This is a genomic window from Streptomyces sp. F63 (assembly GCF_018070345.1).
Classification (GTDB): Bacteria; Actinomycetota; Actinomycetes; order Streptomycetales; family Streptomycetaceae; genus Streptomyces.
Map to the genome: position 1 here is coordinate 1 of NZ_JAGPXX010000032.1, position 24,880 is coordinate 24,880.

The window sequence follows — 24,880 nt, forward strand, 5'->3', positions numbered from 1 at the left end:
CCCCCGGGGGGGGGGGGGGCGAGGGACCGCCCGGCCGCACCGTCGCGTCACGGGGCCTCCACCGCCGGAGCGCGGCTCCCCGGGCCCCCGCGATGTCGGCGGCCGCGACTACGATGGCCGACCAGACGGGCCCTCGCGCACCGGCCCGGGGCCCGGCACCGGTGCGGCCGGGTCCGGCCCGGGGAGGGGCTTCCACCGACGGCCCGGCGGGGGCCGGGGAAACCGTACGGGAGGGCTGCTGCGTGACGGCGCGACAGGACACCACGGCCGCCCGGGCCCGCCGCCGCACCGGCCCGGCGCGCGCCGCCTCCCCGGCGCCGGAGCACTCCACCGCGCCCGGCCCCGGTGCCGCTCCCGGTGACGATCCGCTGCTCGCCGACCTCATGCCCTGGTCGGTCCCGCCCCTGCGCACCGGGCGCTCCTGGGTGCTCGCCCCGGACCCCGGCACGCTCACGGCGCGCTGGGACCGCCTGCTGCGCGGTGACGGCCCGGCCGAGCGGGAGCGGCTGTTCCGGCCCTCCCGGGCGCGGGGCCTGCGCACGGCCCTTCCCCAGCTCCCCGGCCACGGCGCCGGCACCGGCCCCCTCGCGGAGGAGGCCGGGCCCTGCCCGGAGCCGGTGCGCATCCTCCACGCGCCCTTCGACCGGCAGTGGCTGATCCCCGACCAGCGCCTGCTGGACGCGGCCCGGCCGGAGCTCTGGCGGGTCGCCGACGAGCACCAGCTGTTCGCCGTCGAGCCGGGCCCCGCGCCCCGCTCCGCCGGGTCCGCCCGCGCCGACGGCTCCGGCGGTCCCGGCGCCCCGGCGGAGGAGCCGCTGGTCTTCTCCGCGCTGCTCCCCGAGGGCCGTTCCCCGGCGGGCCGGCCCGGTCGCATCCGGCCGCTGTTCCGCCGCCCCGGCGGCCGGGAGCCGAACCTCGCCCCCGGGCTGACGGAGCTGCTGACGGAGCGGCTCGGCGTCCCGGTGGACGCAGTGGACGTCCTGTCCTGGACGGCGGCCGCGGCCCGGCCCCGGGGCGGGGGCCACTCCGTGCCGCTGCCGCTCTCGGCGGAGGTCTGGCGGGACGGTGTCGCCCTGGGCCGCCGGGTCCTCTGGCTGCACACCTTCGGCGCGCGCTGCGGGGAGACGCCGGACGCCCGCCCGAAGCTCCCGGGCGGCCGGCGCCCGTACGTCCGCGCCGCGCTCCCCACCGGTCCGCACGCCCTGCCCGCCGAACCGCTGTACGACGCGGAGGAGCGGGCGCTGCTGCTCGGGGAGGGCCGGATCGCGCCGGTGCCCCCGGACGCCTGGCGGTTCGAGGCCTCGGGGGTCCCGGTGCTCGCCCAGTGGTACGAGCGGCGCACGGCCCCGGCGGAGCCCGGCACCCTGAACGCGGTCCGCCCGGCGGGCTGGCCGCCGGCCCTGACCTCCGAGCTGCTGGAACTGATCACCGTGCTGGCCCTGCTCGGCGAACTCCGCACGGAGCGGCAGCGGCTGGCGGAGCGGCTGGCCGCGGGCCCGCGTCTCACCGCCGCCGGACTGCGCCGCGGCGGCATCCTGCCGCCGCCCGCCGCCGCCCGCCGTCCCGCCTCCGTACTGGACCGCCCGGAGGAGGGCCCGAACGGTCAGTTCGCCCTGCTCTAGAATCCCGTCCGGCCGCTCCCGCCCGGTCCGCGGCGCACGGCCCCGGCACCCTCACCGCGCCGTCCGGCGCCCCCGCGCGCCCGGGCCGCCGACGGCCCTCGGCCGTCCGGGGAAGGGCCGCCGTCCGGCGAACGGCCGCGGACCGGGGCCGGTCCGCCGCGAAGGGCCGGCCCGGACCCGGCGGCCGGTCCCGTGCGGTGCGGTGCGGCACGGTGCGGTGAGCAAGATCACCTCCTCTGGCGCGGGCGGCGGGGCACAGGGTAGGACCTGGGGGCATGGACAACGCCCAGGACCGCCCCGAGCCACCGCGAAGCGAGCGGCAGCCGCAGCCGCAGCCGCAGCCGCAGCCGCTGGAGGGCATCACCGTCGTCGCCGTCGAGCAGGCCGTCTCCGCGCCGTTCGCCACCCGTCAGCTGGCCGACCTCGGCGCCCGCGTCATCAAGGTGGAGCGGCCCGACGGCGGTGACTTCGCCCGCGGCTACGACACCGCGGCCCGCGGCCTGGCCTCGCACTTCGTCTGGGCCAACCGCGGCAAGGAGTCCCTGGCCCTCGACCTCAAGGACCCGCGCGGCCGGGAGCTGCTGGAGGAACTGGTCCGGGACGCGGACGTCTTCGTGCAGAACCTCGCCCAGGGCGCCGCCGCCCGGCTGGGCCTGGACGCGGCGGCACTGTGCGCGCGCCACCCCCGGCTGGTGGCCGTGGACATCTCCGGCTACGGCCCCGGGGGCCCGTACGCGCACAAGCGTGCCTACGACATGCTCGTCCAGTGCGAGGCGGGACTCGTCTCGGTCACCGGCACCCCGGAACAGCCGGTCAAGGCGGGGATTCCGGCGGCCGACATCGCCGCCGCCATGTACGCCTTCTCCGGCGTGCTGGCCGCCCTGCTGCGGCGCGGCACCACGGGGCGCGGCGGACCGGTGGAGGTGTCGATGTTCGACGCGCTGGCCGAGTGGATGGGGCATCCGCTGCACCACGGGATGCACGGCGGCCCGGCCCCGGCCCGTACCGGCCTGGCACACGCGGTCATCGCCCCGTACGACGCCTATCCGACCGCCGACGGCACACCGGTGCTGCTCTCGGTGCAGAACGACCGGGAATGGCGCCGGCTCGCCGAACAGGTGCTCGGAAGACCGGAGTTGGCGGACGACCCGGCGTACGCCACCAATGTGGCCCGTACGGAGAACCGGGCCCGGACCGACGCGGTGGTCGCCCGGGCGCTCGCCGCGCTGACGGCGCGGGAGGCCGTGGCACTGCTGGAGGGGGCGGGCATCGCCTGCGCCCGGCTCAACGGGGTGGACGAGCTGGCCGGACATCCACAGCTGGCCGCCCGGGACCGGTGGCGGGAGGTGGGTTCGCCCGTGGGCGCCCTGCGGACGCTGCTGCCACCCATCGGGCTGCCGGGCGGGGAGCCACCGCGGCTGGGTCCGGTGCCGGCGCTCGGCGAGCACACCGACGCGCTGCTGGGCGAGCTCGGGCTGCCGGAGGGGCGCGTCACGGCGCTGCGCCGGGAGGGTGTGATCCGCTGAGCCCCCGGGCCGGAGGGTGCGCGGGGCGGGGCCGGATGCGGGACGGACCGGGGGCTGGGCGCGGGCGGGGTCCGGCCGTGGTGGCCGAGGGAGGCCGGCCGTGGTGGCCGGAAGGGCTAGCCGTGGTTGCCGAAGAGGGACCGCCGCAGCCGCCGCAGCGGTGCGAAGAGCGAGACCCGCGACACCCGCGCGCGCCGGCTCGACGGGGCGTGCCGCACGTCCCGCGCGGTGAGTTCCCGCATCAGCAGGGTGGCCTCCTCCGTCTCGCGCTGCGGCACGGCGGGGCCGGCCAGCACGGCGAGATGGCGGTCGAGGCGCGAACTGCTCGCGCTGTTCCCGCAGTTGATGGCAGGCACTCGGGGCCTGCTCCGCGTCGTTATCTGTTCCATGATTCTCCCCACCCAAACGAGGGCACCCGGCCCGGGCAGGTTAACCCTACCGCCCCGGCACGTCACCCGCGCATCCGCGTATCCCGACTCGGCTGTCCGGTAAGGCGGTTGACGTACCCGGATCGCTACCCGCCCTGCGCCGCGGCACTCCGCCGCGGTGTGCCGCGGACGGTGCGCGCCCGGCGTGTCGCGGCACGGGGCGGGCGCGACGGGCGCACCGCTCCGCCGCCCGGGTGCCGGGCGCGCGCCCCGGAAGGAGCGGCCCTCGGCACCGGACGGCGCCCGCCGGCGGGACCCTCCCGAGCGGGGTCCCGCCGGCGGGCCGGTTCAGGTGATCCGGCCGGCCGTCAGGCGAGCGAGCGGAGCACCGGGAGGTAGCCACCCGACTGCCCGGCGGCGGTGGGGTGGTAGGAGTGGTTGATGGGCCAGGTCACGCTGTGGATCCAGGAGCTTCCCGAGCAGATCTCGTGCCCGGCGAAGGTGGGCCGTACGTCGCCGAAGGCGTAGCCGTGGTCGGCGGCACGCTTGGCCGTCACGTCGTTGAGGTTGTCGGACGCGGCGTTGAGCGCGGAGCGCTCCGCCTCGCTCAGCCCGACGATGCAGCTGCCGTTGAGCTGGTAGAGACGCGGGTAGCCGAGCACGACGACGCGGGCCGCGGGGGCCTTGGCCTTGATCGCCGAGTACACCTGGTCGAGCTTGCCGGGAAGCGTGTTGTTCATGTAGGCGCGCGCGTCCGCGACCGCGTCGAGGCAGGTGCTCTTGGAGCTGAGGACGCAGGTGGTCATCACATCGGCGAATCCGGCGTCGTTGCCGCCGACGCTGATGCTGACCAGGCCGGTCGAGGAGTTGAGCGGGCCGAGCTGGTTGTTCAGCACATCACCGGTCTTGGCACCCGAGCAGGCGGTGAAGTGGAACGAGGAGGGCGAGTTGGCGGCGGCCCACAGCGGGCCGAAGGCCTTGCTGCTGCGCTTGCAGTCGCCGCTCGCGCTGTCGTAGCTGCCGGCCCCGAGGCCGGAGGCGTACGAGTCGCCCAGCGCGACGTAGCCGGTGGCGGCCTGTTCGGCGGCGTGGGCGGCGCCGGCGCCGGTCAGGGTGAGTGCGGCGGAGAGAAGGAGTGCGGCCAGGGTGGCCGCACGGCGGAAGAGTCTCACGGAACCTCCGGGGAGCAGGATCTCTGTGGGGAACGGGGTGGTGGGTGGCGCTGTTCTGTCGTGGCCATGCCAAATTTTTGACGAGGGCATGTCAATCCTGCATGTCAGTACGGACCCCGCGACCGGCCGTGGGGGCGGCTGCGTGGCCTGGATATGACATCCCCCTGAAACATCCGGTCTACGCGCGTGCCGGGGTGAAAGTTTCCCCTCGGGGGCGGATCTGACGGCGTGAAGGCACCAATCACGACTTTCCGGTCACCGGCCCCAGCAGCCCCCCGCGGACCGTCCCGCCTTGACGGGCGCGGGCGCGGTCTCTCCGCCGGCCGCAACACCGGTGTCGCCGCGGCCGGCGGCGGCATCCCGGCCTTCCTCGACGAGGACGCGGCCGCCGAACCGGACCGGCCGCGCGGCCCGCAGGAGACACCGGGCGCCCTCGACCTCGTGCTCGACCGGAACCAGCTGCGCGATCCGGCCGCGGCCGGGCTGGAGACCGGCGGACACCACCACACCCGTCCGCAGCCGGACACGCTCACCGCGCCGCGGCTCCGGTCCGGACTGACGCGCCGTCGGGACCTCCTCGCCGGGGAACCGGGACGGTGCCCGGTGACGTTCGCCCCTCCGTACGGCTACTCCAGCAGACGGGGGCGGACCGCTCGTACGGGCGGCGGGGTTCCGGCAGTCGCTCGCGGTGGGCAACGCGCCGGCGGAGCGGCGCCACGGCCCGTACGCCCTGCGGCGGGTCACCGTCCGCCGGACCACCGGCATCGAGGAGTCCGAACGGCTCGTCGAGGGGCGGGCGCTCGGCCGGGTCTTCGCCCGGGACCGGACCCTGACACAGGGATACGCCCTCGTCCGCCGATCACGGCAAGCTCTCCGGAAGGCGACCCGCGCCGGTGACTGACGCGACCACCACCGCCCCGGCCGGGGGGCGCGCCGCCGGGAGCCCCGGCGCCCCGGGCGGGGCCCGGCTGCCCGTACGTCCTGCCGCCCCGTGTGTCCGGCCCCGCGCGGTCCGGCCCCCTGGTCAGTCCGCGCCGTAGGCGGCGCGCAGGGCCTCCTCGGCGGCCGCCAGGGCCGCCGCGCGGTCGAGCCCGAGCCGGCGGACGCGCCGCGCGTACGCCTGCGCCGCGGCGGCGGCCTCGCGTGCCGCGCCCTCGCCCGCGGCGGCCACGAAGGTGCCGTTGCGGCCGCGGGTCTCGATCACCCCGTCGGTCTCCAGCGCGCGGTACGCCTTGGCCACCGTGTTGGCGGCGAGCCCCAGTTGGCCGGCGAGGGCCCGCACCGTCGGCAGCCGGTAGCCGGCCGGGAGCCGCCCCGACCGGGCCTGGTCCGCGACTTGCGAGCGCAGTTGCTCGTACGGTGCGTCGGACGAGCCGGGATCGACGGTGACCTTCAGACTCACAGGTGACTCTCCTCACGGTGCGCCGGTCGGGGCTCCATTGTCGGCCACCGGCACCGGCCGTGCGCGCCGCTCCGCCGGGCCGGGGGCCGGACGGGCGCCGGGGTGGAGCGCGCGGACGGCCGGACGGGGCCGGAAGCGGCGGGCCGGGACGGCCGGAAGGGCCGGGTCAGCCGGACCCGCGGTCCGTGACCGGGAGGGACACGGCGCGGACGGGGCCCGCCGGGTCGTGCGCGACGGGGTCGTCCGGCAGCTGCCAGTGGAGGACGAAGCGGTCGCCCGCCCGGTACGCCTCCAGGCCGGCCCGGCAGTAGGCGACCATGTCGTCCGGCAGCCGGGCCAGCGGGCACCAGCGGAACTCCGAGCACTTCTCCGGCTCCCGGTTGACGGGCTCGCCGCCCGCCCCGTACACGGCCTCGAAGAACCAGCCGATGCGCGGCTCTCCGCCGGGCCCGCGGTGCTGCATGACCAGTGCGGCGCGCAGGTCCTCCGGCGCGAGGTCGAGCCCGGCCTCCTCCCGGGCCTCGCGGATCACCGCCTCGCGTACGTCCTCGCCGTCCTCGGCGTGCCCGGACGGCACGCCGAGGAGGCCGTCGCCGTATCCCGTGCCGGACCGCCGGGCGAGCAGCACTTCGTCACCCCGGCGGAGGACGAGGTGGACGTCGACCACCTCCGTGTGCCGGCGGGCCGGTGCGAGCCGGGCCACCAGGGCGTACCGCTCGTCGTCGACCGGCCGGCCCCACAACGCCGGGTCTCCCGACAGCCGTTCGAGCCGGGTCCGGTCCGCGAGCGGGGCGACGGCCGCCTCCAGTTCGGACACCGGCAGCCCGGCGGGGCTCGCCGTGCCCCACACCCCCTCGATCAGCACCAGCCGGCCGCCGGGACGGAGCAGCCCGGCCCAGTGCCGCAGCACGGCGGCGGGGTCGGGCATCAGCCAGAGCACATGGCGGGCCAGGACGACGTCGTAGCGGCGGGTGCCCACCGGCGGGGCGGCGGCGTCGCCGGTCAGCACCCCGGCGCCGGTGCCGGCGAGCTTGGCGCGGGCCAGCTCCGCCATGCGGAGGGAGCTGTCGACGCCGGTCACCCGGTGTCCCTGCCCGGCGGCGAGCAGTGCCAGGCTGCCGGTGCCGCAGCCCAGGTCGAGGACGTCGGACGGTTCGCCGGGCAGCCAGTCCGCCAGCCGCGCGGACCACGCGGCCCGTACGGCCGGGTCGCGCAGCCCGTGGTCGGGCTCCTCGTCGAACTCCGGGGCGGCGGCGTCCCAGTAGCCGGTATCCGCGGCAGCGGATCCGGCCGCACTCCACGGGGACGGGCGGGCGGGGGGCGGTGGGGGCGCCGGTGTGGACGGCGCGATGCTGTCATCGGTCACGGTGAGATCCTGGCAGCGGCCACTGACACGGCTACCGCCGAGCGGATCACGGGGGGGCGTGGCCCGGACCTGGCCCTGAGGTTCCGGCCCGGAAGCTCCGGCCTGACGGTCCCGGAAGCTCCGGCCTGACGGTTCCGGCCTCGTCACCGACGGGGCGGCCGGGCCGTTCCCGCGTCGTTCCGCCCGGTCACGAGCTCGCGCTCGGGGCATCGGCCGGCGGGGCCGCGCCCGAACGGCGTCCGGCCCGAGGGCACCCTGCCGGGACGGGGAGGCGTCGACGAGCGGTGCCGCCGGAGGGACCGGACGCGCGGCGGCCACGTCAGCGCGGCGGGAGGTACCGGACGCCCAGTGTGCGGTGGCGCAGGCGGCGGGCGGCCAGGCGGGCCTCCGGCCGCTCGGCCCGGAGCAGGGCGAGTTCACGGCCGAGCACCTCGCCGAGGCGGGTGAGGAAACGGCCGGGGTCGTCGGCGGCGTCCCGTCCGGAGTCCGCGCCGGAGTCGGAGTCCGCGCCGGATCCGGAGTCCGCGCCGGAGCCGGCGGCGGGCCCCGGGCCGCCGGGGGGTGCATCCCGCCCGGCCGGGCCGGATTCGGTGACCACGCGGTCCACGATGCCGTGCGCCAGCAGGTCGGCGGAGCGCACGCCCTGCTGGGCCGCAACCTCGTCGGCCCGCTCCGTCGTCCGGTGCAGAATCGCCGAGGCGCCCTCCGGGGGCAGCGGGGAGAGCCAGGCGTGCTCCGCGGCCAGCACCCGGTCGGCCGGCAGCAGGGCCAGCGCTCCACCGCCCGCCCCCTGGCCGAGCAGCAGGCACAGCGTCGGCGCGGGCAGGGTGACCAGATCGGCCAGACTGCGGGCGATCTCGGCGGCCAGACCGCCCTCCTCGGCCTCCCGGGAGAGCGCCGCACCGGCCGTGTCGACGACGGTCAGCAGCGGCAGTCCGAGTTCGGCGGCGATGCGCATGCCGCGCCGGGCCTCGCGCAGCCCGCCCGGCCCGAGCGGGGGCGCCGCGCCGTCGTGCCGGTCGTGGCCGAGGACGACGCACGGGGTGCCGCCGATACGGGCGAGCGCGAGCAGCAGCCCGGGGTCGTGCTCGCCGGCGCCGGTCCCGCTGAGGGGCGTGACCTGCCGGCCGGCCGCCCTGAGCAGGGCCCGCACCCCGGGCCGTCCGGGGCGCCGTGAGCGGCGGATCGACGCGGCGGTGGCGGAGACATCGGCCGCGGACAGGGCGGTGGCGGGGCCGCCGGACCCCGCCGCGGGCTGGTGGCCGGCCCGGCCCCCGGCCCCGTCACCGGCCTTCTGCCCGCCCGGCGCGGCGGCGGTCCCCGCTCCGGCGGCGCCGCCGGGCGTGCCGACGGTCTCCGGTGCCGGACCGGGGGTCTCCGCTCCCGGCCCGTCCGCCGCCGGGCTCTCCGTCCGGGCGGAGCTGGGCGCGCCGTCCGTGTCCGGCGGTGTCCGACGCGGCTCCGGGTCCGCCGCGGACGTCCGTGCCGTACCGCCGGGAGCCGCCCCCGCCCCGCCGTCCGGTCCGCCCGCTCCGCCCGCGGGCGCTCGCGTGCCCGGTGCCTCCGGGCCGGCCGCCGGCCGGGGGTCCGCCGGTGCCGCCGCGGCGCCTCCGCTCACCGTGTCCGGCGGGACGGTGCCGGAGGCGTCGTCGCAGAGGACGTCCAGGGCGTCCGCGACGACCGCGGGCAGGTCCCGGGCGGGCAGCACCGCGTCGACCAGGCCGTGGGCGAGCAGGTTCTCCGCCGTCTGCACGCCCGGCGGGAACTCCTCGCCGTACAGGGCCTCGTGGACGCGCGGCCCGAGGAATCCGATGAGCGCGCCCGGTTCGGCGGCGGTGAGATGCCCGAGCGAACCCCAGGAGGCGAGGACGCCGCCGGTCGTCGGATGGCGCAGGTACACCAGGTACGGCAGGCCGGCCGCCTTGTGCCCGGCGATGGCGGCGGTCACCTTGATCATCTGGACGAACGCGACCGTGCCCTCCTGCATCCGCGTGCCCCCGGAGGCGGGGGCGGCGAGCAGCGGCAGCCGTTCCGCCGTCGCCCGTTCCACCGCGCGGACCAGCCGCTCCCCCGCCGCCACCCCGATCGATCCGGCCAGGAAGCGGAACTCGCAGGCGACCACGGCCGCCCGGCGGCCCCGGATCCGGCCCTCACCGGTGATGACGGACTCGTCCAGTCCGGTGCGCTCGCGCGCCCGTTCGAGGTCGGCGCGGTAGCCGGGGTCCCGGGTCGTGACGGGTACGGGCTCGTCCCAGCTCCGCCAGCTGCCGCCGTCCAGGACGGCCTCGATCAGCTGGAGCACGGGCTCGCGGTCGCTCGGTCCGGTCATGGGGACACCCTGCCACGGCGCCGTGGCCTCCGGTTCACCAGCCGGACGCCGGCCTCCGGTGCGCTCCCGCGTTCCCCGCCGTCACGGCCCGGGACCGGAAGGGCCCCGGCCGGGGCCCTTCCGGTCCCGGGCCGTGAGGCGGCTCCGGGGCGGGCGCCGAGGCGGCGGGGCGGACCGCCGGGCCCGTCCGCCTCCCGGCCGCGGGAGTACGGGGGTGGGGGCGGGTGACCTCCACGGCGGTGTCTCTCACGGGCGGGCGCACCCGGGGGTGCCCAGCCGGGCGCGTCCGACGGGCGGGGCGGTAGCCGGAGCCGCCGGGGGCGCGGCCACGACGGCGCGGACGGCCGCTCCGTCCAGGAGACCGCCGGCGGCCGGCGCGGCGCCGACGCCGGCACCGACGTTTAAGGGGCATTGCTCCGGGAACCGGGCGGTATGGCCATTTCGCAGCGCAAAGACCGCCGCATGAACGGCGCCGCCGTCGCCGCCCGCCGCGTCTTCCCGGACAACTCCGGCCCCGGCCGGGTGCTGTCCGCCGTCGACCGGCTGGAGCGGGCGGAACGGCTCGACCCCGCGATCGACTGGCTGCGGGGGCGGATCCACCGCCTGCCGCTCGGCCCCCTCCGCGACGCACTGCACGGCCGGTGGCTGGGGCACCCGCTCCATCCGGCGCTGGTGCAGGTGCCGATCGGCGCCTGGCTGTCCGCCGCCGTGCTCGACCTGCTGCCCGGCGAGCGGCGCGAGGCCGACGTGCTGGTCCTCGTCGGACTGTCCGGTGCCGGTCCCGCCGCGGTGGCCGGCTGGGTGGACTGGGCCGAACTGCAGAAACCGCAGATGCGGGTGGGGCTCCCGCACTCCGCCGCCAACGCGGTGGGCGTGCTGCTCTACGCCGGTTCGTTCGCCGCCCGCCGGGCGGGCCTGCGCGGTCTGGGGCGCGCGCTGGGCTTCGCCGGGTTCACGGTGGTCGGCGTCGGCGGGGCGCTGGGCGGCCACATGGCGTACCGGCAGGCGTCCGGGGCGAACCACGCCGAGGACGTGCCGCACCGGATGCCGTCCGGCTGGCATCCGGTGGGCGACATGGCGCAGTTCCCGGTGGAGCGGCCGGTACGGCGCCGGGTCGGCGAGGTGGACGTGGTCGTCGTCCGGGAGCCGGGCGGCGCCGTGCACGTCCTGGCCGACCGGTGCACGCACATGGGCGGCCCGCTGTCCGAGGGCGAGGTCGCGGACGGCTGCATCACCTGCCCCTGGCACGGCAGCGTCTTCCGGCTCTCCGACGGCTGGAACGTGCGCGGCCCGGCGACCGCGCCCGAGCACGCGTTCGATACGAGGGTGGTCAACGGCCGGGTCGAGATCCGGCTGCGCGACTGAGGCCCGGTGGCGTCCGGGCCCGACGGCCACCGGGTCCGGGGGCGGAGGAGGAACGCGGCCGTACCGCCGTCACGGGGGTACGGCCGCGTTCGCCGTGCCGGTCCCGGAACCCGCGATGCGTGCGGCCACTCCCCGAACGGCCTTTCCGCGCAGCGGTGTTCCGCGTCCGTGAGCGGCGCCGGCCGCTCCTGCCCGCCCCTCGCCCCTTCGCCTCCCGCTCCTCCCCCGGCCCGGGTCCCGGAATCGCACGGACCACCGTGCTCCCGGACACCCCCGCTCACGACCCCGGCCTCCCGGACACCCCCGCTCACACCCGGCTCCCGCGCCCTTCCGCCCGGCGGTTCCCACGGCGCGCGGCCTCGTCAGCCGGGCACGGGCACGCACGCCGTGCCGCCGCCCTTCCGGACCGCGCCGCAGCGGAACACCTCCTTCGGCGGGGTGGACGCATCGGGGATGCTCTCGACCTTCAGCAGGGAGATCCTCTTCCCGACCGGCTCCCCCTGCCCCACGGCCTCGCTGTTCCCCGCGGTGTCGTACACGGTGCTGCCCGTGACCCCGTAGTAGGGGTTGACGTAGTTCTGGTGCAGCACCTCGGCGTGGACGCCCGCCGGGTTGACCGCCCGCGGGTCCCAGGGCTGCTCGTCCGCCCGGACCCGCGCCACCAGGCTTCCCACCGCCCGGAGGAGCATCCTGGCCGAGTCGTACGCCAGTCCGACCCGTTCACCGACCCGGTCCTCCGTCTCGCCCCGGCCGCGGCACCGCGGCGGGCTGAGCACCCCTTCCTCCCGGACCGAGAGCAGGAAGCGCTTGGCCACCTCGTCGTGCTCCTCCTCGGCCCGGGTCTCCAGTGCCCCGCAGGTGGACAGCGCGGCCTTGGACACGTAGATGAGCGAGACGGTGCCCGGCGCGCTCTTCCGCAGTTCGGGGTTGGCCATGTAGCGGTTGACGGAGTCGTTGGCGACCAGCCGGTGCGGCAGCTCGTTGACGCAGGACCTGCTCAGCGACCCCAGGAACTCGTTGAACTCCGACCACCGCCCGGCGAAGAACAGCATGCCCTGGTAGTCGCACACCGCTCTCAGGCTGCCACCGCTGCGGAAGGGGCGGGGTTTGCCGTCCAGCAGGGGGCCGAGGCTGTCCCCGAGGCCGTCGAGAAGGGTCGAGACGTAGTAGTCGTCCCGCAGGGAGGAGCGTTCCCCGGTGGTGTAATACACGCGAACCTTCCGCACCTTCTCCCGACGCGCGTACGCGGCGATCAACCGGGCCTGGTCGCGGTTGGGCGCGGCCAGCTGGAGATAGAGGTCGGAATAGTCGCCCATGCGGTCCGCGGAGAGGGTGGGGGCGATCGCGGGAAGTCCCGCCCGGTGGAGCCGTTCCAGGGCCTCCGCGGTGCTCCGGCGGCTCTCGACCAGGCCGATGACGCCGACCACGGGGGCGTCGGACCCCTCGCGCGCCAGGTCCGCGATCATGCTCACGGCCGCGTCGGCGTACCGCATCTGGAAACCGGCGTTGGCGACGACGACGCGCACCAGCGGGGTGCTGTAGGCGCTCGGCGTCTGCAGCACCCCCTCGTACTGGGCGACCGCGAGCCCTTCCAGCTCCTCCCGCTCGGCCGCGTACGCCTCCTCGTTCGGCTTGGTGGAGCGGCCGGTGAGCGTCCCGAGATAGACGAGGGTGACGTAGGGGCGGCGCCGGCCGCTGCGCTCCCAGATGTCCCGTGCCTCCCGGTTCTGTTCGAAGATGCGCTCCTGCACCCGGCGGAGGTTCTCCTGTCCCGGCTGGTCGTTGAACTTGAAGCCGCTGTCGTCGCTGTAGCCGACACACTCGCCGCCCATGCTGCGGACCGAGACCTCCCCGGAGAACGGGGCGTGCAGGCAGTCCGGACCGCCCAGCCACCGGCCCGCCCAGACGGCGCCCGGCGCCAGCAGGACCAGGCACACCGCGACGGCGAGGGTGCGGCGCGCGAACCAGGGCGGTCCCGGCACCGTGATCCCGGACGGGACGCCGGCCGCCTCCTGCGCCGCGCCGCCGCCCCGCTCCACCCGGACCAGCAGGAACCAGGCCCGGTCCGCCCGGGCCTGGCGCCTGCGGTCCAGCTCGGCCTCCCACTCGCTCCACTCCTCCTCCGCGGCACCGGAGTCGAGGCCGGCGAGCCCGACGGTGGTGAGCGGACCGGTGCCGGGGGGCTCGGCCGGCCGTTCGGTCGCGTAGACGGCCAGCAGCGGGTCCCAGCGTCCGGTCTCGTTCCGTACGTCGTTGAGGAGACCGAGCAGCATGGCTCCCGCGTCGCCGGGCGGGCCACCGAGGATCAGCGCCACCGGGCAGGCGGTGCGCCGCCAGCCGCGCACCCGCCAGGGCGGCCGGGCGTACGCCCGGCGCAGGTCCTCCAGGAAGGCGTGCACGAGCAGCCGGTTGAGCTGGTCGGGGTCCTCGCCCTGCCGCGCGCCCGCGGTGAGCCGCTCGGCGAAGGCGGGGAACGTGCCCGACTGCGCCGGGGCCAGGTAGTGCTGGCGCATGAACCAGCGGTACTGGCGGCCGATGCCCGGGATGCGCCCGGAGACGGCGGCCCGGAACAGCGCCGCGGGCACCGCCTTCCGCAGAAGCTGCCATACGAGGTGGTAGAGCGCTCCGAACTGCCCGGCGGTCTCGTGCGCGGCGGCGGGCTCCCCCGCCGACCGCCGGCGCTGCCGCAGCCGGCGGACGAGTTCGCCGGGAACCGCGTCGGAGTCCACGCCGGACACGTCCTGTCCGAGCAGCCAGGTGAGCAGCCCGAAGCGGGGGAACCACAGCCGGTCCGCGCCGAAGGTCTGCACGGACAGTGCCGCGCGCAGCTGACGCAGCAGGGGCAGCACGGGGAGCTCACCGGCCGGCCGTCCGGCCTCGGCCCAGGCGTGCGGGACACGCCCCCTGGGGGGCGCGGCCAGCCGGCCGCGGAGCAGCCTCAGCACGGCCGGAGCGCCCTCCCCGCCCAGCCAGACGATCGGCAGCCGGCGGTCCCGGGGCCGCGGCCGCCGGACGAGGAAGGCGACCAGCCGGATCAGACCCGCCGTCCCCCGGGGCGCCACCTCGGTGCCGCCCCGTCCGCCTCTTCCGCCCCGCCCGCCGTCTTCGCCGGGGCCCCGGCGGGCCGTGCCCGGTGTCCCGGCTTCCCACTCCCCGCCCACGGCCCCCACTCCCCCCGTCGCGCAACTCGTGTCGTCCACTACTAGCAAGCGCTGTCACCACCGTGAAGGCGAATGACCGATTCCCCTGCGGATGTGGTCACTTCAGCCCCGCGGGGGCGGGCGGCGGCCGGCCCCGGGGGGCGGCGCTCCGCGGACGGGCCCGCCGCGGACGGGCGCTCCTTAACGACCGCTCAGCCGTTCCTTAACGGCGGCATAAGGATCGCCCCGGCCCCGCCCCGGCGGCGGATTCCGGCCTTCCGCGCGGCTAGCGTGCTGAGCGCCGGGGCGGATTCCGGCCGCCGGTGCCGCACTTCGGGGGGCCGCACCGGAGCGCGCGTGCCCGCCCGGCCCCCCGTGCCGCACCCCAGTTCCACCGCGTAAGGAGATCCCCACGATGCCCGTACGTCGCAAGGCCGCCGGAACCGTCCTCATCGGTGTCGCACCGCTGGCACTGACCGTGCTCGCCGCCGTACCCGCGGCCGCGCACGGCTCGATGACCGACCCGGTCAGCCGGGTGTCCGCCTGCTTGGCCGAGAACCCGGAGAGCCCGGACTCGGCGGCCTGCAAGGCGGCTGTCGCGGCCGGCGGCACCCAGGCGTTCTACGACTGGAACGAGGTCAACATCCCGGACGCCGCCGGGAAGCACAAGGAGATCATCCCGGACGGCAAGCTGTGCAGCGCCGGACGGGACAAGTACAAGGGGCTCGACCTGCCGCGCGCGGACTGGCCGGCCACCGCCCTGTCCGCCGGGAAGCACACCTTCCACTACAAGGCCACGGCTCCGCACCGGGGTTCGTTCGCGCTGTACATCACCAAGGCGGGCTACGACCCGGCGAAGCCGCTGGCGTGGTCGGACCTGGAGGCCGAGCCGTTCGCCGAGGTCACCGACCCGCAACTGGTGAACGGGGAGTACGTGTTCGACGGCACGGTGCCGGCGCGCTCGGGACGCCATCTGGTCTACAGCGTCTGGCAGCGCTCGGACAGCCCCGAGGCGTTCTACACCTGTTCGGACGTCACCTTCGGCGGCAACGCCGCGAGCGGTGCCGGTGCGGGCACGGCCGGTGGCCCGGAGGCGGCCGCCCCGGACGAGGCCCGGATCGAGGCCGCCGCCGGCAAGTCGACCGTCAGCCACGGCGGTCACGGCGGTGACGCGCACCCGGCCGGAGACGCGGACGAACCCGTCACGCGGGCCGCGCCGGCGAACGGAACGGACGCGGACGGCACCGCGGCGGACGCGGACGGCGCGGGCAACGCCCCGACGACGGACGGCGCGGGCGGCCCGGCAGCGGCCGCCGGGCAGGCGGGCACGGGCACGGGCACGGGCACGGGCACGGGCACGGAGGAGCTCGCGCAGACCGGCGGCGACAGGTCCACCGTCCCGCTCGCCGCCGGCGGTTCCGCGGTCGTGGCGCTCGGCGCCGCCGTGCTCCTCGCCTCCGCCCGCCGCCGGGCGGCCCGCCGGCGCGGCTGAGCCGACCGCCCCGGCCCCTCCTGCGGCCCCGGCGGACGCTCCGGTGTGACGGCCCCCGCCCGGCCGGACCGGAGCCGCCGTCACGGGCCTCCGCCGCCCTCTCCCCTGCACCGGGAGGGGGCGGCGGTTCCGTCCGTGCGGTGCACGGCACGCCGGGCGGCACCGTCCGTCAGGCGGCGCGCCGTCCCCGGGCGCCGGGCGGGCCGCCGCGGCCGCGGCGGCGCGGGCCGCGCTCCGGGATGCCGCCCGGGCCGCCGCCCGGATCGTCGGCCGGGCCCTGGGGCGTGCCCCGGTCCAGGGCCGCCGCGGGGCGGGCCGCGGCGGCGCCGAACCGGGCGCGCGCCCGGTCGGTGACGGCCTCGATCCGGCGGGACTTGTCGTCGGCCGGGTCGAACGTCAGCTGGCGCGCGGCGTGTTCCGCCGGTGTCAGGTCCTCCGCGCGCAGCGCGACGGCGCGCACACGGGCGCGCTGCAGACCGAGGGCGGCGTGCAGGGCGTACGCGGCGCCGGTCAGCGCCGGGGTGTGGTGGGTGGGTTCGGCGAGGGTCCGGGTGCGGCTGGTCGTGGAGCGGTCGGCGTAGCGGACGGTGAGCGTGAGGGCCCGTGCGACCCGGCCGTCCGCGCGGAGCCGTGCCCCCAGTTCGTGCGCGAGGGTGAGCAGTGCCCGGCGGCGCCGGTCCGGGTCCAGTTCGTCATGGTCGAAGCGGTGCTCGGCTCCGGTGGAGCGGGCGGGGGCGTTCGGTGTGACGGGGGTCGGATCGATGCCGTGTGCCTGCTCGTACAAGCGGCGCCCGGTGGCCGCGCCCAGAATGCGCTGGAGGGTGGCGGGCGGTGCTGCGGCGATCCGGTCGACGCTGTCCAGCCCGTAGGCGGCCAGGGTGCGCACGGCCGCCGGCCCGGCGCCGTGCAGTCCGGCGACGGGCTTGCGGGCGAGAAAGGCGGTGACCGCCCGCGGTTCGCCGGGGACGGTACGGATCGCGCCGGGCGGACCGTCGTGCGCGGCCATCCGGGCGAGCAGCGGGTTGGCCGCGACGCCGACGGTGCAGTCGACGCCGTACCGGGCGAGCGCCCGTACCCGGACGAGGGCGGCGAGTTCCCCGGCGTCCCGGCCGAAGTAGCGGAGCGCGCCCCGGACGTCGGCGAGCGCGGCGTCGGGCGGCAGGGCCTGGACGACGGGGGTGAACTCGGTGAGCAGTCCGCGCAGCCCCTCGTAGGTCTCCTCGTCCGGCGGTCCGCCGCCGTCGGCGGCCCGGAACCGCAGGAACAGCACATGCGGCCGGGCCGGGTCCGTCCCGCCGGCGTCCTGCCCGGCCGGACGGTTCCCGGCGCCGGCCCCGGCGGTCGCCGCCGCGGCGGGCGCACCGTTCCCGGCCTTCCTTCCCCTGTTCACCGGCCCGCGCTCCCCGGGCTGGAGTGCCACAGCTTGCGGCCGGTGGCAGCACCCTCGCCCGCCGGGCGGAGATCCGCCCACGGGTGCATCTCATAGCCGTTGGCGAGCCGTATGCGGCGGCCGTTCACCGGCCCGGCGGCCCCGTCCGCACCGTCCGCCCCGTCCGCACCGTCCGCCCCGTCCGCACCGCCGTCCGGCCCGCCCCCGTCTCCCGCCGCCGGGCCCGTGTCCCCCGCCGGGCCCGCGTCCCCCGGCGTCCCCGGCCGGGCGCCGCCCGGTGCCGCCAGGCGGGCCCCGACCGCCTCCAGACCGCCGTCCTTCCGGAGCCCGGCGAGTTCGGCGAGGTCCCAGGCACGCCGGCCGACCACGGTGAGGCTGCGGGCGCCGCGCCGCTCCACGGTGCCGCGGACGAGCAGCAGCCAGGAGTGGAAGACGGTGTGCGCGCAGTCGGCGTGGCTGTCCTCGAAGAAGGTGCAGTCGGCCAGCCCCGTGCCGTCGTCGAGGGTGGTGAAGATGATGCGGCGGCCGGAGCGGATGGGCGGGGTCTGGGTGGATGCCTTGGCCCCCGCGACGAGGACGGTCTCGCCGTGCCGGGCGGCGCGCAGCCGCCGGGCCGTGACCACGCCCAGTTCCTCCAGGAAGGCCGTGTGCTCGCTCATGAGGTGCCGGGAGACGTCCATGCCGAGCACGCCGAGCTCCGCGCCGGTGCGTTCGGACGCGTCGAGGTCGGGCAGCCCGGCCGGGGCGGTGACGAACCCCGGGCCGCCCGTGCCCGCGCCGTCGGCGGCGTCGAGCGGGAGCTGGCCCGGATGGGCGGCGGGGTCCTTCTGCCGGCGGTGCAGTTCGGTGAGGTGCAGCAGCAGGTCGCGGCGGTTGCCGCCGAAGGCGTCCAGCGCGCCGACCCGGGCGAGCCGTTCGGCCACGGGCCGTCCCGGCCGGGCCCGGCGCCACAGGTCGGACAGGGAGGCGTACGGCTGTCCGGCGGCGATGCGCTCGGTCTCGGCCTCGCTGATGCCGTGCACGTCGGAGAGGGCGAGCCGGATGCCGTGGACCGCCCGGGCCCCCGCGGGCCTTCCGGCGCTCCCGGCGTCTTCTCCGTGCGGTTCCCCGCGCCGCTTCGGCGGTCGTCCCTCCGCCCTCTCCCCCTCTCCCTCAGACACCAGTTCGATTCGATAGGCGGCCCCCGACCGGTTCACGTCCAGCGGCAGGATCGGCACCCCGCGCCGCCGCGCGTCCGCCAGCAGCAGCCGCTTCGGGTACATCCCGGGGTCGTGCGTGAGCAGGCCCGCGTAGAAGGCCGCCGGATGGTGCGCCTTGAGCCAGGCGGACTGGTACGTCGGCACGGCGAAGGCCACGGCGTGCGCCTTGCAGAAGCCGTACGAACCGAACGCCTCCACGATCTCCCAGGTGCGGGCCACCACCTCCGGCGCGTACCCCCGCGCGGCCGCCTCCCCGGCGAACCAGGCCCGCACCCGCCCCTGCCGCTCCGGGACGGACAGCGCGCGCCGTGCCTCGTCGGCCAGCCCCCGGTCGCAGCCGGTCATCACCGAGAGGATCTGGATGATCTGCTCGTGGAAGACGACGACGCCGTGGGTCTCGCGCAGCGCCGGCTCCAGGTCCGGGTGCGGATAGCGCGGCGCCCGCCGCCCGTGCCGGGCCTCGATGAAGGGCCGGACCATGTCGGCCGCGACGGGGCCGGGCCGGAAGAGCGAGATGTCGACCACCAGGTCGTGGAAGGTGGCGGGCTGCAGCCGGCCGACCAGGTCGCGCTGGCCGGGCGACTCGATCTGGAAGCAGCCGAGGGTCTCGGCGGACCGGATCAGCTCGTACGTGGCCGGGTCGCCCGGCGGCACCCGCTCCGGGTCGTCCAGGTCCAGCCGTTCCCCGGTCGCCCGTTCGACCTCGGTCACCGCGTGCGCCATCGCGGACTGCATCCGCACCCCGAGGACGTCGAGCTTCAGCAGCCCGAGCTCCTCGACGTCGTCCTTGTCGAACTGGGACATCGGGAAGCCGTCCGGGCCGGCGCTCGCCACCACCGGGGTGCGGTCCCGCATCGAGGCGTCCGAGAGCAGCACCCCGCACGGGTGCATGGCGATGCCGCGCGGCAGCCCGTCCAGCGCCTCGACCAGCCCCCACAGCCGCTCGTCCGCGCCGTGCCCGGCCGCCACCTCGCGCAGTTCGGGCAGTTCGCGGAGGGCGGCGCGGGCCTCGCGGGCCCGGATGTGCGGAAAGGCCTTGGCGAGCCGGTCGGTCTCGGCCGGGTCCATGCCGAGCGCCGTCCCGACGTCGCGGACGGCGTGCCGCACCCGGTAGGTCTCGGGCATGGCGACGGTGGCCACCCGGTCGGCGCCGAAGCGGTCGAAGATCGCGCGGTAGACGTCGAGGCGGCGCGCGGACTCGACGTCGATGTCGATGTCGGGCAGCGCGGCCCGGCGCTCCGAGAGGAAGCGCTCCATCAGCAGGCCGTGCTCCACCGGGTCGGCGTGCGCGATGCCGAGCAGATGGTTGACGAGGGAGCCCGCGCCGGAGCCCCGCGCCGTCACCCGGATGCCCAGGGCGCGGGTGTCGGCCACGACCTGGGCAACGGTGAGGAAGTACGAGGCGAAGCCGAGCCGCTCGATGGTGCGCAGCTCGTCCTCCAGCCGCTCCCAGCGCCGCCGGTCGCGGTCGTGGCCGCGCAGCACCATGGCGGCGGCGCAGCGGGAGCGCAGTACGCGGTCGGCGGTGCGCCGGGCGGCGCCCACCAGGCGCGGTTCGGGGAAGTGGACGCTGCCGAGGCCGAGATCGTCCTGGGGGTCGACGAGGCACGCGGCGGCGGTCCGCTCGGTCTCCGCCAGCAGGCGGTGCGCGGCCTCCCGCCGGAAACCGGCGGCCTCCGCGACCCGCAGGGCGGTCTCCGCCATCTCCCGGGGGCCCTTGAGCCAGCCCTCGCCGCTGTCGAGGGAGCCCGGCCGGCGCGGGTCGAGGGGGACGAGCCGGCGGGCGGAGTCCAGGACGTCGGCGACCGGGCCCTGCCCGGGGTCGGTGTAGCGGACGGCGTTGGTCAGCACGGCGGGAACGCCCTGCTCGGCGGCGAAGCCCAGGGTGCGGGCGGCGAGCCGCAGCGAGCCGGGGGCGGTGGCGCCCCGGGCCTCGTCCGGCCGCCGGTGATGCGTGATCTCCAGCCGGAGCGCGTCGCCGTACAACTCCCGCCAGGGGGCGAGCAGCCGGGCGGCGCGGTCGGGGCGGCCGGCGGCGAGGGCTCGGCCGGTCTCGGAGTCCGGGCCGAGCAGGACGGTCAGGCCGCCGGAGGACGCGGCGCGCTCCAGGGCGCTCCGGTCGTCCAGCAGGGGGCCTCCGCTCTCCCCGGTGTGGGCGGCGGAGACCAGACGGCACAGGGCGGCCCAGCCGGTGGCCCCGTCCCGGGCGAGGAAGACCGCGCGGGGGGCGGATTCGTCGATGAACGCCCCGCCGCGCACCGGCGTGCGCCGGCGGACGGTGTCCCGGTTCGCGCCCCGGTCCGGCCCGCCCGGTGCGGCCGGACCGCCTTGCGGCCCGCCCCGCCCCGTACGGCCCGGACGGCCGGCGGGCGGCAGTACGTTTTCGGCCACGGCGAGCCCCGCCCCGAAGACCGGCCGCACCCCCGCCGCGGCGCAGGCGCGGGCGAACCGGACCGCTCCGGCCAGGGTGTCCCGGTCGGTGAGGGCGACGGCGTCCATGCCGCGCTCGGCGGCGCGCTCGGCCAGCCGCTCGGGGTGCGCGGCCCCGTACCGGAGGGAGAAGCCCGAGACGGCGTGCAGATGGGTGAACCCGGACATCCGCACCTCCTGCCGCTCGCACACCCCCTGACCAGCCCTGCTCTCCGTCCCCCGGCACCACCATAAACCAATTTTCGAACACCCGTACGACGGGTGGGCGGTCGGGGTCCGCGGGCGGACCCCGGGTCGCCGAGCCCCGGGAAAACGCCGCCGGCCCCCGGACACCAGGGGTGTCCGGGGGCCGGGGCCCGCCGCGGAGGCGCGGCGGCGACGCGTACGGGACGCGGGGCGCGCGTCAGCCGATCGAGGCGCCGAACGCGGAGAGCGCCTCGGGGACCGGCTGGAAGAAGGTCGTGCCGCCGGAGGAGCAGTCGCCGCTGCCGCCGGAGGTCAGACCCAGCGCCGTGCTGCCCGCGAAGAGCGAGCCGCCGCTGTCACCGGGCTCGGCGCACACGGTGGTCTTGATCAGACCCGACACCGACCCCTCCTGGTAGTTGACGGTCTCGTTGAGGCCGGTGACCTCGCCGCCGTGCACCTGGGTGGTGCTGCCGCTGCGCTGCACCTGCTGGCCCACGGTCGCGTCGCCGGCCCGGGTGATCTGCTGGGTGCTGCCGTTGTAGAGGTTCACCGCACTCGGGTGGTCGGCGCCGGAGGCGTACTTCACCAGGGCGTAGTCGTTGCCCGGGAAGCTGGACTGCTCCATGGTGCCGATCGCGGCGCCGCCGGCGGAGTCGGACCAGGTGCTGCCCTGGCTGCCGCAGTGGCCCGCGGTGATGAAGTACGGCTCGCCGCCCTTGACCACGTTGAAGCCGAGCGAGCAGCGTCCGCCGCCGCTGTGGATGGCGTCGCCGCCCGCCGCGAAGGGCCTGAACTCGCCGGCGACCCGCTCGACGGCCGCACGGCCGCCCAGCCCGTCGACGACCTCGGTGAGCTTCTCCAGCTTCGCACCCTTGACCGTGCTGTCGGCCGTGACGACGACCTTGTTGGTCACCGGGTCGACCGACCAGGAGGTGCCCGGGATGGTGGCCTCGGCCTTCAGGGTGGCGCGGGCCGACTTCAGCTCGGCGAGGGTGTGCTCCACGACTCTCGCCACGGCGCCCCGCTCGCGGACGCCGTCGGCGGCGGCCTCGTCCACGACGTTGACGACGAGCTTCCGCTCCTTCGCGTCGTAGTACGAACCGGCGGCCCCGTCCCCGAGTTCGGAGAGGAGGGTGCCGGCGAGCTTGTCGGCCGAGGCCGCCGACAGAGTGGCGGGGGCGGCCGGTCCGGCGGGGGTCGCGTTGGCACTGTTCAGCGTGAACGCGCCGGCGACGAGAGCCGCGATGCCGGCTCCGGCGATCGCGATGCGGTGCCTGGATATGCGTCGGTGCTTCAAGGAGTGGCCTCCAGTGGGGGGATGGGGCCTGCCGTGGGGAGCGTGGGCCCCGGAGGGAAGATGCCGTACACCGCGGCACGGCCGCGACGCGGAGTCGCGTTCATGCCAACGGGACCCCGAGTATTCCGACGGGTGAACGAGGCACACAAGGTCACCTTCCGGTCCCGCACAGAAAAGGCGGAGCTGCATCACAGCACGCACACTCATCGCTATCCGTGCTCATCAGCGCGCTCAGCGGACATCCCGCTTCACCCAGGGCGACGAAGAACGGCAGATGACCACCCAAAGAGAGGACTACACCTGTCTCGAAACGGTCCCTTGAGTACCGGAATCCGGCACCGGTCACCGCCCAACGGTCACTTTCCGAACGTCTCCTGAGCCACCGGGAGACCCGCGCCTCCACGCGGAACCCCCGCGTCCGGTGAACGGGAGCGCGGGGGACGGGGTTTCCCGGAGCGGGGCCGGGGCCGGGGCCGGGGCCGGCGGGGAGGGCACGCCGCGACGGAGCGCGTGCGGGGCCGGGGCATGCACACCCCGGGTCCCGGGCCCGGCCCCCGGACAACGGAGAGTCCCCGCCCGGTCGACTCGGGCGGGGACTCTCGCGGCCGGCGGGGGTGGTGCGCCGGCCAGGGGCTCAGTAGACGCTCACGCCATAGGCGTTGAGCGCCTCGACCACCGGCTGGAAGAAGGTCGTGCCGCCGGAGGAGCAGTTGCCGCTGCCGCCGGAGGTCAGACCGATCGCCGTGCGGCCGGAGCGCAGCGAGCCGCCGCTGTCACCGGGCTCGGCGCACACGTTGGTCTGGATCATGCCGTAGACGACGTCGCCGCCGCCGTAGTTGACCGTGGCGTTCAGGCCGGTGACCCGGCCGCTGTGGGTACCCGTGGTGCTGCCGTGACGGGTGACCGACATGCCCACGGAGGCGTTGGCCGCACCGGTGATGTCCGTACCGCCGGCGGTGCCCGGGTGGCTGACGGAGCCGTCGTAGCGCACGAGGCCGTAGTCGTTGACCGGGAAGCTGGAGCCGACCGTCGGGCCGATGACGGTGCTGCGGCCGGAGTTGGCCCACCAGGTGCCCGCACCGTCGGTGCAGTGGCCGGCGGTGACCATGTAGTAGGTGCTGCCGGAGCGCACGTTGAAGCCGGCGGAGCAGCGCCAGCCGCTGGCGTAGATGGCGTCGCCGCCCTGGACGTACTTCTGGAAGACGCCTTCCGTGCGCTCGATCTTGAGGGCAGCGGCGTTCTTGCCGGCCTCCTTCTTGATCTTCGCGATCTCGGCCTTGGAGACGGTGCTGTCGACGGTGACGACGACGCTGTTGGTCTCCTTGTCGACGTGCCAGGCGGTGCCCGGGACATCGGCCTCGAGGACGGCCTCGCTCGCGGTCGAGAGCTGGGCTGCGCCGAGCGCGTCGGTGGTGTCGGCACTGGCGGTCGCCGGGACGGTGAGTGCCGCCGCGGCCGCCAGGCCGGAGGCCATGGCGATCAGCCTGGTACGTCTCGCCACCGCGCCGTGGGGGGTCATGCGCTTGATCCTCACTGCTTCCTCCAGAGAAGAATCGAAAGATCCGCTTGGGGTGGGCGGATCGTGAGGCGCAGTCAGGAACACTCCGGATTCCGGATACGACGTGCCCCTGACAAGCACTGAGGGGAGTATTCGGGGGTGGAACATGAGTTCACAAGGGCCCCTTTCGGCCACGCCTCGGCGCAGGCCGACCACCCCGGCGGCGCATCGGCCGCCGGGGTGGCCCGTCCTTCCGGCGGCATTGGGACGCGGCTGCGGCACTCCGGGTTCCCGTTCCGCCCCAAGCGCCCCACAGGGCACAGTCCTTCCAGGTGACGGCAGCGATCACCGGCCCGGGCGGGACGGCCGCCACCACCCGCGACACGGCTCCGCCGCCGCCCCGGCCGCGTGGGGCGCCCTCCGGACACCCGGGGCGCCCCATCGGCCGGTTCAGGCCACGAGAGGCACATCACGGACGGAAAACAGTGTCCGAAAATCGATCCCCGCATGACACCAAGCGGTAGAGAACGCGCCACCACCTGTTCACGGCTCTTCAGCATGATCTAGCGCGGAACCCCGGGCGTTCACGCCCGGGAGGAAGCGCTTCTCAAGGTAGGGGCGACCCGCACCGGCGCACGAGTCTGCACTGTTGACCTCAGCCGGGTCGCTTCTGGTTCTCGATGTACTCCTTGATGATCGCCGGCGGTGCGCCGCCGCAGGAGGCGGCGAGGTAGGACGGGGACCAGAAGTGGTCGCCCCACAGGTACGTGCGGATGTGGCCGGGGAACTCCTGGCGGAGCCTGCGGGCGGAGACGCCCTTGAGGGAGCCGACCAGCCGGGAGATGGCGACCTTGGGCGGGTAGTGCACGAGCAGGTGGACGTGATCGCGTTCGCCGTTGAACTCCACCAGTTCGGTTTCGAAGTCGGCGCACACGGCCCGCATGATCTCTTCGCAGCGCGTAAGGATCTCGTCAGTGAACGGGCCGCGCCGGTACCTGGGTGTGAAGACCAAGTGAGCATGGAGGGTGCAGACGACCGTGCGGCCCCTGCGGATGTCGGGGTTTGGCTCCCAGCGTGGTGACATGGACCAACTGTAGT

General features: G+C 76.4%; 16 protein-coding genes and 1 pseudogene. 5 read left to right on the plus strand and 12 right to left on the minus strand.

The window, feature by feature from the left end; genetic code table 11:
• The first annotated feature begins 383 nt into the window (after window positions 1-383).
• Window positions 384-1,622 (plus strand): type ISP restriction/modification enzyme, encoded by a 1,239-nt coding sequence (locus KBZ10_RS24265; RefSeq protein ID WP_210989893.1) that lies wholly within the window; start codon window positions 384-386, stop codon window positions 1,620-1,622.
• A 275-nt stretch (window positions 1,623-1,897) separates the two neighbouring features.
• The gene (locus KBZ10_RS24270) at window positions 1,898-3,148 is read left to right on the plus strand and encodes a CaiB/BaiF CoA-transferase family protein (protein WP_210989849.1); all 1,251 of its coding nucleotides are present in this window, start codon (window positions 1,898-1,900) and stop codon (window positions 3,146-3,148) included.
• A gap of 116 nt (window positions 3,149-3,264) precedes the next feature.
• On the opposite strand, the gene KBZ10_RS24275 is transcribed toward KBZ10_RS24270, so the two are convergent.
• From KBZ10_RS24275 to KBZ10_RS29755, 3 genes are all read right to left on the minus strand, one after another.
• Complete coding sequence (locus KBZ10_RS24275) at window positions 3,265-3,537, minus strand: hypothetical protein (RefSeq protein WP_210989850.1); 273 nt, start codon at window positions 3,535-3,537, stop codon at window positions 3,265-3,267.
• Window positions 3,538-3,884: 347 nt separating this feature from the next.
• Entirely contained in the window at window positions 3,885-4,688 is an 804-nt protein-coding gene (locus KBZ10_RS24280) for an SGNH/GDSL hydrolase family protein (protein WP_307847586.1), read from the minus strand.
• A gap of 255 nt (window positions 4,689-4,943) precedes the next feature.
• Window positions 4,944-5,189: a hypothetical protein gene (locus tag KBZ10_RS29755; RefSeq protein WP_247702926.1), complete on the minus strand. Its 246-nt coding sequence runs from the start codon at window positions 5,187-5,189 to the stop codon at window positions 4,944-4,946.
• Here KBZ10_RS29755 and KBZ10_RS24285 point away from each other — a divergent pair.
• Window positions 5,094-5,589 (plus strand): annotated as a pseudogene (locus KBZ10_RS24285) (polysaccharide deacetylase family protein); the annotation flags it as partial. The gene KBZ10_RS29755 and the pseudogene KBZ10_RS24285 sit on opposite strands and share 96 nt — an antisense overlap.
• Before the next feature lie 123 nt (window positions 5,590-5,712).
• On the opposite strand, the gene KBZ10_RS24290 reads toward KBZ10_RS24285, so the two are convergent.
• The 3 genes from KBZ10_RS24290 to KBZ10_RS24300 form a co-directional block, all read right to left on the minus strand.
• Window positions 5,713-6,090: a GntR family transcriptional regulator gene (locus KBZ10_RS24290; protein WP_210989852.1), complete on the minus strand. Its 378-nt coding sequence runs from the start codon at window positions 6,088-6,090 to the stop codon at window positions 5,713-5,715.
• 166 nt (window positions 6,091-6,256) lie between these two features.
• Complete coding sequence (locus KBZ10_RS24295; RefSeq protein WP_374223409.1) at window positions 6,257-7,456, minus strand: methyltransferase domain-containing protein; 1,200 nt, start codon at window positions 7,454-7,456, stop codon at window positions 6,257-6,259.
• A 319-nt stretch (window positions 7,457-7,775) separates the two neighbouring features.
• Window positions 7,776-9,785: a carboxyl transferase domain-containing protein gene (locus KBZ10_RS24300; protein ID WP_210989854.1), complete on the minus strand. Its 2,010-nt coding sequence runs from the start codon at window positions 9,783-9,785 to the stop codon at window positions 7,776-7,778.
• Between the two features lie 462 nt (window positions 9,786-10,247).
• Here KBZ10_RS24300 and KBZ10_RS24305 point away from each other — a divergent pair, with 462 nt between their 5' ends.
• Window positions 10,248-11,150, plus strand: a complete 903-nt coding sequence (locus tag KBZ10_RS24305; RefSeq protein ID WP_210989894.1) for a Rieske (2Fe-2S) protein — start codon at window positions 10,248-10,250, stop codon at window positions 11,148-11,150.
• Between the two features lie 362 nt (window positions 11,151-11,512).
• Here the strand turns inward: KBZ10_RS24305 and KBZ10_RS24310 are convergent, their stop codons facing one another.
• A complete protein-coding gene (locus KBZ10_RS24310; protein ID WP_210989855.1) occupies window positions 11,513-14,311 on the minus strand; it encodes a hypothetical protein in 2,799 nt (932 codons plus the stop codon).
• Window positions 14,312-14,705: 394 nt separating this feature from the next.
• Here KBZ10_RS24310 and KBZ10_RS24315 point away from each other — a divergent pair, with 394 nt between their 5' ends.
• Window positions 14,706-15,782: a lytic polysaccharide monooxygenase gene (locus tag KBZ10_RS24315; RefSeq protein ID WP_210989856.1), complete on the plus strand. Its 1,077-nt coding sequence runs from the start codon at window positions 14,706-14,708 to the stop codon at window positions 15,780-15,782.
• Window positions 15,783-15,951: 169 nt separating this feature from the next.
• Here the strand turns inward: KBZ10_RS24315 and KBZ10_RS24320 are convergent, their stop codons facing one another.
• The 5 genes from KBZ10_RS24320 to tnpA form a co-directional block, all read right to left on the minus strand.
• Window positions 15,952-17,043, minus strand: coding sequence for a hypothetical protein (locus tag KBZ10_RS24320; RefSeq protein WP_210989895.1), 1,092 nt, complete (start codon window positions 17,041-17,043; stop codon window positions 15,952-15,954).
• A gap of 125 nt (window positions 17,044-17,168) precedes the next feature.
• Window positions 17,169-20,969 carry a DNA polymerase III subunit alpha gene (locus tag KBZ10_RS24325; RefSeq protein WP_210989857.1) on the minus strand — a complete coding sequence of 1,267 codons (3,801 nt, stop codon included), beginning with the start codon at window positions 20,967-20,969 and terminating at the stop codon, window positions 17,169-17,171.
• A 235-nt stretch (window positions 20,970-21,204) separates the two neighbouring features.
• Complete coding sequence (locus KBZ10_RS24330) at window positions 21,205-22,284, minus strand: S1 family peptidase (RefSeq protein ID WP_247702902.1); 1,080 nt, start codon at window positions 22,282-22,284, stop codon at window positions 21,205-21,207.
• Between the two features lie 634 nt (window positions 22,285-22,918).
• Window positions 22,919-23,818 (minus strand): S1 family peptidase, encoded by a 900-nt coding sequence (locus KBZ10_RS24335; protein WP_210989858.1) that lies wholly within the window; start codon window positions 23,816-23,818, stop codon window positions 22,919-22,921.
• 619 nt (window positions 23,819-24,437) lie between these two features.
• Window positions 24,438-24,866 carry an IS200/IS605 family transposase gene (tnpA, locus tag KBZ10_RS24340; RefSeq protein WP_210989859.1) on the minus strand — a complete coding sequence of 143 codons (429 nt, stop codon included), beginning with the start codon at window positions 24,864-24,866 and terminating at the stop codon, window positions 24,438-24,440.
• Between the last annotated feature and the right edge of the window lie 14 nt (window positions 24,867-24,880).